Genomic DNA, 13,132 nt, shown 5'->3' on the forward strand with positions numbered 1-13,132 from the left:
ATAGAAGGTGAAGAGCCAGGATGAGGAATATAAAAGAAGAAGATTTATATAAGTTTAGGATGACATGTAATGATCGTTTAAGTCCTGAGGGGGCTACAGGATTTATGTTTGGAGGAATACTTTATAGTTCAATAGCCGTTTTTTCTATTATTGTATCAGGTGGTTGGGAGTACTGTATGGTTCTCCTTAATATAGGAATCGTTAAGCTAGAAGTGTTGTTATATGCTCTGCAAGTAATTTTTTTCATTCTATATTTATTTCCAAAAGCTCAATTTAAATTTCAAAAGCTACAAACACTTGTTGTATTATTATACGCACTTCAAATGGCTACTATATTACTTACAGTTTTAGTTGTTTCTGAAATAGCTAATAATTCAATGGATCGTAGTACATTGAATTATGTATGTTTGCTATATTTAGGAGCAGTAATTTTTCATATTGTAACAACAATAGATACATTTAAATTGGCAAGTGAAGGTGCGTTTAGTATGGATGAAAGATCCGTATCCTTTTTTAGTAAAACAAAAGGAACTATGATGAAAGTGGCTTCAATATACGCATTAATCCTTCTTATTTTGATTTATTTTCATAATGATTATGCGTTTGACACTTTTATTGGATATGTAATAGGAACTGTTTTAATGTATACGATAGCCATAGGAGCAGCTGAATTTCAGCTATTAGCATATTGCAGATTTAAATTTCCATCATTTAATAAAACGTGGGAGCAACATAAAAGAGAAACTCCAAGATATCAAAAGAAAAATAAAAAAAGTAAATCGAAACGTAAGGCATAAAGAAAGTGTGTATTGTAAGTTTTGATGATGAAAAAGTAATAATTTATAGGAGAGTATTTGAACTACGAAAAGAAAATTTACTTATGTAAGGTGATAAAAGTGATTAGTAGGTTATCTAATTGAAAATATAGAGTGGGTAGTGTGATGATGAAATGAACAAAAAAAGGGTTTCTAAAATGATTCCTATCATAATAGCAATCAGCCTATTACAAGCATGTAGCTTTTTTGAAGAAAAGATAGAGTATGAGCCATTTGTCAAAGCTTTGGATGAAGGTGACATGAAAAAGGTTATGTCCGCTAGTGATGATGGATATGCGTATGTGAAACAAAGAGGTATATATAGTACATATGAGCAAAAGGAAGATGGAGAGCATAGAAAAACAATCTATCAAACTTCGGAAGGGATATATAATACGAAAGATAAAAGTTTATATGGAAGTACAACACAAGCGGTTACTTCAGCAGTAGACAGTAAAGATAATAAAAAAGAAGGTGTTTATCGTACCAATATTATGTATAAAAATGGACAGGTGAAAAGTCCGGATTCAAATCTGGATGTTTCATACGTAAACTTAATTGTTGATCGTTTAAAAGGAATAGGGAAACTAAAGATGAAGCCCGGAGATGATATAAAAAAGTTTGATCAACCTAGTACAGTTGGATACAAATTAACTGAATTAGAGTTTCAGAGTATCATTAATGATAAGTTGAAAATACAATATGATGAATATGATGGTGGATCGATTGTACTGCATATAGATTCTAAATATGGTTCAGAGCAGATATTGGAAGTAAGTATTGTAATAAATTATAAGAAGCGAAATGATGAAGGTAAGTTAGTAGAATATATATCACAAATACATACATCTTTTGATAGTCACCAAGGTAATAATCAGGATGCGAGACAGGAATATATTGATTTTAAAGCAAAGTATAATAAGAAGCAGTAATATTAAGAAGGGCATTTGCACGTAAAGATAATAGTGATATAAGTGTGATAAATCTTTCATAAATATTTCTATTTGTAGCGGAAAGAATTTGAGAATAAACAGGTAGCCCCAATTGCTGGAGTAGATGCAACAATTGGGGCTTTTATGTGTCTAAATTTAGTTTGAATGCATACCGTTTTTTAGTTAGAGTCCTTGCTCCTCAAGTAGTTTCTTCATAACAACGGTTTGAAGTTTTTGTGTAATCTGCTTTTATTGCTAAGTTACAACTATTTCCTCTTATAGAGTACTTCTTATTATCGATACATCGTCCACATTCCAATGTCTTTAAATCCTAGTCGTTTATAAATTCGTCCAGCAGCTGGATTGTTATAAAATAAACAAAGTGTTCGGTCTTCTTTCGTAAAGTCTTGGATCATTTTTTGTAATATGAGTGAAGCGTAACCATTTCCGCGATAATTCGGGTGTGTACATACACCAACTACCATAGCGGATAATGAATTTTCAGCGGAAGTAGAGGCGGATGCGATGATCACGCCATCTTTTTCAATATAGTATGTGCGTCCTGTATTTGTTTCGATAGCCTGCCTTAATATTTTCTCTGATTCATTGGTAGTCGGAAATTCAGCGATGTCACTTCGTAATTTCATAATTCGCTCTATATCATCTAGTGAGGCAAGTTTAATTGTTTCATGAATTGGTGTGCTAGGTAAGTTGTTGTCATTTAGACATTCACAAAAATACATTTCATTTTTGACGCCTAATTGTAGACTTGGAGCAGTTTCAAACTTTTCTACAATGGTTGACTTACCAGAGAGTTTAAGCGGCTTATATGTGGAAAGAAGTGCCTCATAATCAGTGGTAATAAATTCTTCTTTACTATAGGGTATAAATGAATCGTGGAATCGGAGTAGAATTGATTTTAATGTTCCATTCTCTTTAAATACTCCCCATAATTCTTGAAAATCTGTGTCATAACCGAAAGCTTCAATATCTCCAATAATAAACAAGTTAAGGGCTGCTTCTTCTTTTAGGTAAGCGAATACTTGTTCATGATCTTTCTTTGTTAATTTTCGCATCATAACGAATCGACCTCTTTTTTTATTTTTCTAAATATTACAACTTAAGTTTTTTGAAATCAATATAAAATTTTATGTTTAGTTCACAAACTTTCGGAAAAACTAGGAAAGATATGACAAAGGAGGTTATGAACGGTGGATCATCCAATTCAAGGGTTAATGAAAGCAGCAATGGAAAATTTAAAAGAAATGGTCGATGTAAATACGATTGTTGGAGAGCCTGTTCAAACGGCTGACGGTGGTGTGGTGTTAACTGTTTCTAAAGTAGCGTTCGGTTTTGGAGCAGGAGGTTCTGATTTCCAAACGAATGATGGACAAAGAGCGAACGGTAACCCTGCATTTGGTGGCGGTAGCGCGGGTGGTGTTTCGATTACACCAGTAGCATTTCTTGTGGTGAATAAAGATGGAGTAAATATTCTGCATCTACAAAATGCGACACATTTAGCAGAAAAAATGATTGAATTAGCTCCACAAACAATTGATAAAATTCAATCGATGTTCCAAAAAGAAGAAAAGAAAGAGGGAAATCATCATCCTCAAAACCCTGATGAAATCCTTTAAAAACGCCTGCTTATGAGCAGGCGTTTTTTCTTGTAATCACTATGTAATAAAACACATGAAATTGTAAATAGTTTTTGAAGTTTTTTCTATGTTTCTAAAATTTTTCATGTTAAAATATGCTATAGAATTGAAACATATAAAACGAAGGTGGCTAGGTGCTTTGTCTGGAGGATCTGACCAAGTAAAGAATATGATATATATTAATGGTAATCGTCGAGGTCATTGTTTTATTACATCAGGAATTACGTTTAAAGAGTTTGCGAGTAACATCCCTTCACCGCTTCATCAAGTGTTGCTTTTAAAGCACAACTTTGAATGGACGGATTTTCATTATCATACTTTATTTGAATATGTTGAGGAAGAAAATATACATAAGTTAATTCAAGCAGAGATTGATGAATTTGATGAATTTTGTTGGGTAGATTTTGATGATGCAAGCGATTTAGATGAATTAGAGCCGAAAGAAATTGCAGAATTATTATATTTGGCTCACAAAAAAGAACCACTTGCAAGAACATTCTTTCCGCTGTTGAAAAATAGATTTGTTTATTTTTCACATGATGACGGATGGTACAACAAAGTGTATTATCGTAGAATTGCTGATTTTGTAGGAATGTTAAGTAAAGTCATTCCGTATAAACTCGGTGCTTTCGGTAAGAAACGTTTTTCTTTCTTCCAAAAATCAAAAATTTTCCCAGCGATTTCAAAAGAATTGATTATGGGACTTATTCCACTCATGGAAGATGGTCTTTACATAGATCTAGCAGGGAAGATTGAGTCAAGAAGAGGTCTTGAAATTCCGGTATATGTAGTTGGTTCGTATGAAAGTACGGATGAGGTGTTAGATAATATCGATGAATTGAAAGAGGAAGCAACAGAAACAGGTTGGCTCATTTTTGATAAGAAAGAACAAGAGTGGCAATGGGTTGTTGACTAAGAAAACTTGGCGTATGAAGTCAAGTTTTCTTGTCATTTGAAAGGAGTACAAATGAAGAAATATTATACAATTGTGGGTATTATAAGTATTATTCTCGTGGCAATATTACTTATAACTTGTCCGAAAGAATCAGATTTTAAAGTGTATGTACAGGATAAGTATGCGTTGAATTGTAATGAGAGTAGTTTTGAATGCACGCAAAATGTAGATGGTAAAAAAGAAAAACTACAATTTGAAAGTACAGATGCACGAAATGGTGTATTCTTTATGACTGTAAAGCAAACATTTAAAACAGAAGCTGGTGTTTCAAAAGAATATAGCGGAGTAGGAATGTTTGGTACATTTCTTTTTGTTTCAGAGAAGACTTTCTAGTAATAGAAGGTCTTTTTTTTATGCTTATGTTCATATAGATGAAGTAAGACAAGCATAGGAGGGGTATTGATGAAGAACACATGTATCGTTTGCGGTGGTGAGGAGTTTTTTTCCTCAACGTTATATGCACGTACGAAACAAGATTGGGCATATGCACCAAACATGTATCGATTTGAAAAAGTATTTATTGAGCATCGAGATGAAGAAAATTATCCAGTGTTTCAAGAAATTACAGCGAAACATTGTTGTGGATGCGGCCATATTATGTTGTATCATGAATGAACACACCAAGCATAACTTGGTGTGTTTTTTTAAAACGCTGACAAAGCAAGCGGATAAAGTAAAGTAAATAAAACAGAAAAACTACCAAAACCAATTGCTGTATATCCAAGTGTTCTTGCTCCGAAATTGACAGCTAATAGACCAACTAAAATTGCTAGGGAGCCGAGCGTAACTGGATAAAAAGCAATGGAGAATAACGAAAGAAATAAAGCGACATAGCCTACCATTGCACCGGTATTTGTACCTTCTATTTCATTTGCAATTTCTTTACGCTTATGTCTAATTGGAATGCCAGCTGGTGATATTTCAGCTGCATACTCTTCGTTTTTTTCACCACTTTTAAAATGATGATTTCTCTTTCTTCGCATGTACATCCCTCTCTTTCAATTGGGTGTACCTATAGTATCTTTCATAAAGAGAAGAACATGAGTATGAGTTAAACCCAAGTAAAGCAAAAATTGGAGAATAAAGATTCCTTCATTAGCATGTATATCTCCTTATGAAGATAAAACAGGAATTTTGGAAAATGACGTAGAATGAAATGAGTGATAAAGCGTGAAGGTAGGGGAATGTATGACGAAATTTAATTGGCATGAATCAGCAGAAAAGAAATGGGATAGTAGCGCAGAGTTTTGGAATCAAAATAGTCAAGAGATGTGGGACAGTGGTAGCAGAAGTACAATTATTCCGTTTTTTGAACAATACGTGAAGAAAGAAGCACAAGTGCTCGATGTTGGTTGTGGTGATGGGTACGGTACATATAAATTAAGTCGCGCAGGCTATAAAGCAGTGGGAGTAGATTTATCGGAAGTGATGATTCAAAAAGGTAAGGAGCGCGGAGAAGGACCAAATTTATCTTTTATAAAAGGAGATCTTTCTGCATTACCATTTGAAAATGAGCAATTTGAATCAATTATGGCAATTAATTCTTTAGAATGGACGGAAGAGCCATTACGAGCGTTAAATGAAATAAAGCGTGTGTTAAAGAAAGATGGATATGCATGTATTGCAATTTTAGGGCCGACAGCAAAGCCACGAGAGAACAGTTATCCTCGCTTGTATGGAAAAGACGTTGTTTGTAATACGATGATGCCTTGGGAATTTGAACAGTTAGCGAAAGAACAAGGTTTTAAAGTTATAGATGGCATCGGCGTATATAAGCGCGGAGTAAATGAGAAGATGTTAGGTCAACTACCTACAGAGTTACAACAATCGTTAACATTCTTATGGGTATTTATGTTAAAAAACGTATAAAGAAATGAAAGAATTTTTAGGAGGTAAATAAGTGCAGAAAATACAAAAAACTGATACAATATCATCAGAACCAATTAAAGGGGGACTAGGGTATATGACAACTACTACAACAGTGAAATCCGATATTGAAATCGCACAAGAAGCGAGTATGAAGAAGATTCAAGAAATTGCAGCTGATTTAAATATTTTAGAAGATGAATTAGAGCCATACGGGCATTATAAAGGTAAGTTATCTCTTGATATTTTTAAGCGCTTACAAGATGAGGAAGACGGTAAAGTTGTTTTAGTAACAGCGATTAACCCAACTCCAGCTGGAGAAGGTAAATCAACAGTAACAGTTGGTTTAGGTCAAGCTTTTAACAAAATTGGTAAGAAAACAGTAATTGCACTTCGTGAACCATCTCTTGGACCGACGATGGGATTAAAAGGTGGAGCAGCAGGTGGCGGTTTTTCACAAGTCGTACCAATGGAAGACATTAACCTTCACTTTACTGGAGATATCCATGCGATCACAACTGCCAATAACGCATTAGCAGCGTTTATTGATAATCATATCCAACAAGGAAACACACTTGGAATTGATACGCGTAAAATTGTTTGGAAACGCTGTGTTGACTTAAATGATCGTGCCCTTCGTAACGTAGTAATTGGTCTGGGTGGACCTGTACAAGGTGTACCACGTGAAGACGGTTTTGACATTACAGTAGCATCTGAAATTATGGCCGTGTTCTGCCTTGCAACAGATATTCAAGACTTAAAAGCGCGTCTATCTCGCATCGTAGTTGCTTATAACTTTGCAAATCAACCTGTAACGGTTAAAGATTTAGGTGTAGAAGGTGCGTTAACACTATTATTAAAAGACGCATTAAAGCCGAACTTAGTACAAACGTTAGAAAATACACCAGCTATCATTCATGGCGGACCATTTGCGAATATCGCTCACGGTTGTAACAGTGTTATCGCTACAACAATGGCAGCAAAATTAGGTGATTATGTTATTACAGAGGCTGGATTCGGTGCTGATTTAGGCGCTGAGAAGTTTTTAGATATTAAAGCTCGTGCAGCTGGCATTAAACCAGAAGCAGTTGTTATTGTTGCGACGATTCGTGCGCTTAAAATGCATGGCGGCGTTGCAAAAGATCAATTAAAAGAAGAAAATGTAGATGCATTAGCAAAAGGTATGGAAAACTTACAGAAGCATGTTGAAACAATTCAAAGCTTCGGTGTGCCTTTCGTAATTGCAATTAATAAATTCATTACAGATACAGATGCAGAAGTTACATACTTACAAGAGTGGTGTAATGAGCGTGGCTATGCAGTATCCTTAACAGAAGTTTGGGAGAAAGGTGGCCAAGGCGGAGTTGACCTTGCTGAAAAAGTACTAAAAGAAATCGAAAAAGGTGAAAACAACTACGCACCACTTTATGAATTAGAATTACCATTAGAAGAAAAAATTCGTACAATTGCTCAAAAAGTATATGGCGCAAAAGATATTGAATTTGCTCCGAAAGCACGTAAGCAATTAGCTCAATATGAAGGAGAAGGTTGGAGTAATCTACCAGTTTGTATGGCGAAAACACAATACTCTCTTTCTGACGATGCAACAAAATTAGGTCGTCCATCTGACTTTATCGTTACAATTCGTGAGCTAAAACCATCTATCGGTGCAGGCTTTATCGTTGCGTTAACAGGTACAATGTTAACAATGCCAGGTCTTCCAAAACAGCCAGCAGCACTTCAAATGGATGTAAATGAAGATGGAAAAGCAGTAGGTTTATTCTAAAAGGTTGTAATTCATCTCGTTTATCTGTAAACTATATATACATCAAGTGGCGCCTTTCCATCGAAAGGCGCCTGTTTTTTGGAGGAAATTATGTTTGATCCAACTGCTTTTGACAATTTAAAAGTAATCGTAGAAGGTGCTGTGTATGATTTTGATCTACATGGAGATATTCTTGTAACAGATCGAAAAGATATGATGGATCTTGCTTCATTAAGTCGCATATATCATATCTCATTTCAATTAACAGAACCGTTTGAACCATTAGTAGAAGCAACATTTTCATTATCTGTGGATGCAAAGAACTTGTCTGGTGAAATACTAGAAGTGCCTCAGTTTACACCAGGTTGTGAGATGAAGCTAGCATTTTCATTCCCGTTAGAACAACCAGAAGTAAAATGCGAAGAAATTGAAACATTAATGCGTTCTATATGGGGAAAAGAAAGAATGATTATGCAGAAAGTTTCATACGAATATAATAAGCAAGCGATTTCATATCATAATAAGGTAGAGGTTCTATTTCAAAAAGCGATTACAGAAGACCATGTTGATGATTTAATAGCTGTTATTTCACACATGATAGAAACGGTGCGAACAATACAGCATTTTCTTCAAAAATAGAGATAAAGGAGAAAAACAAATGATAAAAGATATGCAACCATTTTTACAACAAGCTTGGGAGAAGGCTGGTTTTAAAGAGTTAACTGAAATTCAAAAACAAGCGATTCCAACTATTTTAGAAGGACAAGACGTTATAGCTGAATCTCCAACTGGAACAGGAAAAACATTAGCGTACTTATTACCCCTTTTACATAAAATTAATCCTGAAGTAAAACAGCCACAAGTTGTTTTTTTAGCGCCAACACGTGAACTTGTAATGCAAATTCATGAAGAGGTTCAAAAGTTTACAGCAGGAACTGAAATTTCAGGTGCATCTTTAATTGGTGGTGCAGATATTAAGCGCCAAGTTGAAAAATTAAAGAAACACCCAAGAGTAATTGTCGGTTCACCAGGCCGTATTTTAGAATTAATTCGTATGAAAAAGCTAAAAATGCATGAAGTAAAAACAATTGTATTTGATGAGTTTGATCAAATTGTAAAGCAAAAAATGATGGGCGCAGTGCAAGATGTAATTAAATCAACGATGCGCGATCGTCAATTAGTATTCTTCTCGGCGACAATGACAAAAGCGGCAGAAGATGCGGCACGTGATTTAGCAGTGGAACCACAATTAGTACGTGTAACACGTGCAGAATCAAAAAGCTTAGTTGAGCATACGTATATCATTTGTGAGCGACGCGAAAAAAATGATTACGTAAGAAGAATTATGCATATGGGCGATGTAAAAGCAGTTGCGTTCTTAAACGACCCATTCCGTTTAGATGAAATTACTGAGAAATTGAAATTCCGTAAAATGAAAGCAGCGGCTCTTCATGCAGAAGCAAGTAAACAAGAGCGTGAAGCGACAATGCGTGCTTTCCGCGGAGGGAAATTAGAAATTCTACTTGCTACTGATATTGCAGCACGCGGTATCGATATTGACGATTTAACACACGTAATTCATTTAGAGTTACCAGACACAGTAGACCAATATATTCACCGCTCAGGACGTACTGGACGTATGGGTAAAGAAGGAACTGTCGTGTCTCTTGTAACACCACAAGAAGAGCGTAAATTACTACAATTTGCGAAAAAACTAGGCATCGTATTTACGAAGCAAGAAATGTTCAAGGGATCATTTGTAGAAACGAAACCGAAAGCACCAAAGAAAAAGAAACCAGCATTTACTGGGAAGAAAAAGCCTAGATAAATGATAGGGAAGGCGTAACTATTTGTAGTTACGTCTTTTTTGTTTGTAAACAAGCGATAATGGGAATTGTATTAGTGTTTTTAATGTGCCTATCATATATATGCTTCTACTGGGAGTATCGAAAAAAGGGTAGTTTATTTATTTGGTTTATACGAGGAAATAATATAAAAAAAGTCGAATATTAAACTGACACGAAATAATAAAAAGAAGGTACACATATGGATAGGAAATTAGGAATGTTTTTAAATACGAAACATATTGAAGTAAACGAAGGAATACAAAAAGCAAGGGAATGGGATTTAGAATATATTCAATTATATGCTATGAATAAAAACTTTAACTTAGCTAATATCTCAATGGTAGAATGGAATGCTTTAAAGAAAAGCTTATCTTTTAATGGAATAAAGATTCCATCATTAGCAATTAGTTTTGGAGAAAATGGAATTATGGGAATAGAAGCTGAGAGTGCAATAGATCAGTTTAAATATATTACTGACAGAGGTTTGGGGCTTGGGGCAAAGATCATAACAGCTCATATGGGAAAAGTTCCAGATGATGAAAAAAGTGCCTACTATGATAAAATGCTACGTGTTTGTAATGAAATAGGGGACTTAGCGTTCAGATTTGGAGGATTCTTCGCCATTGAGACGGGATCTGAAAAAGCAATAGTATTAAAACGATTTTTAGAAACTGCAAACTCGAAAGGACTAGCTGTTAACTTTGACCCAGCAAATTTAATAAGTGATGTAAATGAAAATCCGGGAGAAGGTTTGTTACTACTAAAAGATTATATAGTACAAACTCATATTAAAGATTGTACAAAGGTGAAAAGCGATAGTTCAAGTAAGTATATTGAAGTCGCAGCAGGGAATGGTGAAGTAGATTTCGATATATTCTTCAAAGTATTAGATAAAATTGGATTCGACGGATATAACATGATTGAAAGAAATGATTATTTTGATGAACTGGATGGGATGAGTCAGTCGATAAATTTTGCAAAGAAGTACATACCAACTCAAAAGGAATAACGATAGTATTTGTAGAAAGCTACATAGAATATAAAAACCATTAGGGGGAAATGTAATGATCCATAAAGTAGGACAAATTATGTTATATGTAAATAATCAAGATGAGGCAGTAAATTTTTGGACGGAAAAGGTAGGGTTTCATGTAGTAGCAGAGGAAGATAACAAGCAAGGAATGAGATGGATTGAAATTGCTCCGACTAACGGTGCAGAAACGAGCATTATATTACATAATAAAGAAGTTATTTCTAAAATGAGCCCAGAATTGAATCTTGGTACACCGTCCTTAATGTTCTTCTCAGAAAATCTTGATCAATTATATACAGATTTAACAAATAAAAATATTACTGTTGGAGAAATGGTAACTATGCCTTCTGGTAAAGTGTTTAACTTTGCTGATAGCGAAGGGAATTATTTTGCGGTTATGGAGAAGAACCAATAATAATATTGCTATGTGAAAATCCCCCTCAAATATATTTGAGGGGGATTAAATTTTTGAAGTGGATTTTTCATTAGAGAGTTGTTTAATAAAAAATACTCCTTTTTCAATCGCTGTCTCAATATAGCCAACGATTTGGTCAAACGTAAATACTTGTAAGTCTTCATGCAAATGTTGCTTTGGATACAACATATCTTCAAAAAGATACTTTCGAAAAGCTAAAACGTTTTCTTTAGAAACCTCTTCAATATCCACAATGTGAGCCTCTTGATTGAGAAGAGAGAAAAGCTGTTGTTCTTGATCGTAATGATGAAGCAACTTTGCATTTAACAATTTAAAATCGTTATAGTACAGGGGTGCGATAGTTTCGTCATTCTCTATTCTATTTTTTAGCCAAGGTAGAAAAAATCCACTTAGCCAATTATCATCGGCAATGAGATGGGTATAATAGCCTAAAACAAATGGGGAATCTATATGTGATTCATATTTATGAAAAAATGAATCATAATCTATTCTTCTCGTATAGTTCTTCGTTGTACCGGCATAAAAATGTGAGGTTCCTTTTTCTTTTTTTGAATGAACAGCATCAGGGGCTACAGCTCCAAGTAAGAAAGAAGTCTTATCGTGAATAGATAGTTTCTCAGCAATACCGTTAGCGATAATAACATGCATAATTCGTGATCCCATGAATGCCACCTCTGTTTCCAGTATTCATTTCAGGAAGAGGACTGAACAGTTAGTATTACTTTCCCTGTACTTTTTCTACTTTCGACCCATTCATGTGCTTTCCCTGCATCTTGAAGTGGAAAAGATTTCGTAGCCTTAATTTGTAAACGTCCGTCACGCAAATAACGGAAAACTTCATTTGCAGTTTCTTGGAGCAGTTCAGGACGCTTTTTTCGTGTGGTTCCAAAGCTAAAACCGAGTATAGAGCGGCAACTTGCATGTAAATCTTTCGTTTGAAAGTTACCAATTTCACCGCTAGCATTACCGAAATGAACGAGGCGACCGTAATAAGCAAGGCAGTTTAAACTTCTTTCAGAAACAGTTCCAGAAATAGAGTCCAAAATAATATTCACTCCTTCTCCGTTTGTCAGCTCATTGACTTTCTCTACAAAATCTTCAGTTTGATGACAAATTACATAATCAGCTCCAGCATCTAAAACGATTTCTTTTTTCGTTTCACTTCCGACAGTACCGATAACTGTTCCAGCCCCTAATCGTTTTGCAAGTTGAATCGCGGTAGTACCAATTCCGCCAGCAGCTGCATGAATCAGCACGGATTCATTTTGTTGAAGCCTTGCAACATTCACGAGTAAATTATAGCTTGTGAAAGATACGATCGGACAAGCAGCTGCAGTTTGAAAGTCGACTTCATGGGGTAAAACGAAAGTGAGATTTTCATTTGAAACAACGTACTCTGCGTAAGATCCATTTTGAGGAAAAGCAATGACACGCTGTCCAGGTTGAATATTTTTCACATGAGAACCGACGCGTTCTACAATACCAGTTGCATCTATTCCTGGAATAAAAGGTAGTGCTTTATCTCCTTTTTTGCCATAACGTGATTTAATATCAGCGAAATTTACACTAGTAGCAACAACGCGAATTAAAACTTGATCTTCTGAAATAGCCGGTATATCCAAATCTGTATATTTCATCACTTCAGGACCACCGAACGACGTTACAACGATAGCTTTCATCATATATCCTCCTAAATTTGACTATATAAATCATTTTAAATCTTTATCAGAAATTGGAAAATTATATAATAGTTATGCGTGGTTATAAGTGAAGCTTATGAACTCATCGGATCATAATATTAATTTATATAAAAAATTTTTTCGGA

16 protein-coding genes are annotated in these 13,132 nt (G+C 34.9%); 12 read left to right on the forward strand and 4 right to left on the reverse strand.

Going from position 1 to position 13,132, the window contains the following annotated elements; genetic code table 11:
• Window positions 1-20: 20 nt before the first annotated feature.
• On the forward strand, window positions 21-797 hold the full coding sequence (locus tag ACX9TM_RS10920) for a hypothetical protein (RefSeq protein ID WP_063220161.1): 777 nt from the start codon (window positions 21-23) through the stop codon (window positions 795-797).
• A 152-nt stretch (window positions 798-949) separates the two neighbouring features.
• Window positions 950-1,747, forward strand: a complete 798-nt coding sequence (locus ACX9TM_RS10925) for a DUF3952 domain-containing protein (protein WP_065382259.1) — start codon at window positions 950-952, stop codon at window positions 1,745-1,747.
• A gap of 293 nt (window positions 1,748-2,040) precedes the next feature.
• Here ACX9TM_RS10925 and ACX9TM_RS10930 read toward each other — a convergent pair whose 3' ends face one another.
• Entirely contained in the window at window positions 2,041-2,826 is a 786-nt protein-coding gene (locus ACX9TM_RS10930) for a GNAT family N-acetyltransferase (RefSeq protein ID WP_065382258.1), read from the reverse strand.
• Between the two features lie 132 nt (window positions 2,827-2,958).
• Between ACX9TM_RS10930 and ytfJ the strand changes: the two genes are divergently transcribed.
• The 4 genes from ytfJ to ACX9TM_RS10950 all read left to right on the forward strand — a co-directional run bounded on the left by ytfJ (window position 2,959) and on the right by ACX9TM_RS10950 (window position 4,975).
• Window positions 2,959-3,384, forward strand: coding sequence for a GerW family sporulation protein (gene ytfJ / locus ACX9TM_RS10935; protein WP_000349991.1), 426 nt, complete (start codon window positions 2,959-2,961; stop codon window positions 3,382-3,384).
• A gap of 160 nt (window positions 3,385-3,544) precedes the next feature.
• Window positions 3,545-4,321 carry an oxalate:formate antiporter gene (locus tag ACX9TM_RS10940; RefSeq protein WP_000014087.1) on the forward strand — a complete coding sequence of 259 codons (777 nt, stop codon included), beginning with the start codon at window positions 3,545-3,547 and terminating at the stop codon, window positions 4,319-4,321.
• Between the two features lie 51 nt (window positions 4,322-4,372).
• Entirely contained in the window at window positions 4,373-4,693 is a 321-nt protein-coding gene (locus tag ACX9TM_RS10945) for a hypothetical protein (protein WP_000761174.1), read from the forward strand.
• Between the two features lie 69 nt (window positions 4,694-4,762).
• Window positions 4,763-4,975, forward strand: a complete 213-nt coding sequence (locus ACX9TM_RS10950) for a hypothetical protein (RefSeq protein ID WP_000798747.1) — start codon at window positions 4,763-4,765, stop codon at window positions 4,973-4,975.
• A 29-nt stretch (window positions 4,976-5,004) separates the two neighbouring features.
• Here the strand turns inward: ACX9TM_RS10950 and ACX9TM_RS10955 are convergent, their stop codons facing one another.
• Window positions 5,005-5,343, reverse strand: coding sequence for a hypothetical protein (locus ACX9TM_RS10955; protein WP_001253201.1), 339 nt, complete (start codon window positions 5,341-5,343; stop codon window positions 5,005-5,007).
• 205 nt (window positions 5,344-5,548) lie between these two features.
• Between ACX9TM_RS10955 and ACX9TM_RS10960 the strand changes: the two genes are divergently transcribed.
• From ACX9TM_RS10960 to ACX9TM_RS10985, 6 genes are all read left to right on the forward strand, one after another.
• Entirely contained in the window at window positions 5,549-6,229 is a 681-nt protein-coding gene (locus ACX9TM_RS10960; RefSeq protein WP_000160043.1) for a class I SAM-dependent methyltransferase, read from the forward strand.
• Between the two features lie 94 nt (window positions 6,230-6,323).
• On the forward strand, window positions 6,324-8,012 hold the full coding sequence (locus tag ACX9TM_RS10965; RefSeq protein WP_013141915.1) for a formate--tetrahydrofolate ligase: 1,689 nt from the start codon (window positions 6,324-6,326) through the stop codon (window positions 8,010-8,012).
• A gap of 90 nt (window positions 8,013-8,102) precedes the next feature.
• On the forward strand, window positions 8,103-8,630 hold the full coding sequence (locus ACX9TM_RS10970; protein WP_000460219.1) for a hypothetical protein: 528 nt from the start codon (window positions 8,103-8,105) through the stop codon (window positions 8,628-8,630).
• A gap of 19 nt (window positions 8,631-8,649) precedes the next feature.
• Entirely contained in the window at window positions 8,650-9,819 is a 1,170-nt protein-coding gene (locus tag ACX9TM_RS10975) for a DEAD/DEAH box helicase (RefSeq protein ID WP_072770258.1), read from the forward strand.
• Between the two features lie 218 nt (window positions 9,820-10,037).
• Window positions 10,038-10,847, forward strand: coding sequence for a sugar phosphate isomerase/epimerase family protein (locus ACX9TM_RS10980; RefSeq protein WP_000375204.1), 810 nt, complete (start codon window positions 10,038-10,040; stop codon window positions 10,845-10,847).
• A 55-nt stretch (window positions 10,848-10,902) separates the two neighbouring features.
• Window positions 10,903-11,286, forward strand: a complete 384-nt coding sequence (locus tag ACX9TM_RS10985; protein WP_072770259.1) for a VOC family protein — start codon at window positions 10,903-10,905, stop codon at window positions 11,284-11,286.
• Window positions 11,287-11,331: 45 nt separating this feature from the next.
• Here the strand turns inward: ACX9TM_RS10985 and ACX9TM_RS10990 are convergent, their stop codons facing one another.
• Entirely contained in the window at window positions 11,332-11,970 is a 639-nt protein-coding gene (locus ACX9TM_RS10990) for a hydrolase (protein WP_065211624.1), read from the reverse strand.
• 29 nt (window positions 11,971-11,999) lie between these two features.
• Window positions 12,000-12,986, reverse strand: a complete 987-nt coding sequence (locus ACX9TM_RS10995) for a quinone oxidoreductase family protein (RefSeq protein ID WP_000644629.1) — start codon at window positions 12,984-12,986, stop codon at window positions 12,000-12,002.
• Window positions 12,987-13,132 lie beyond the last annotated feature (146 nt).

The organism is Bacillus sp. LH1 (genome assembly GCF_057924895.1).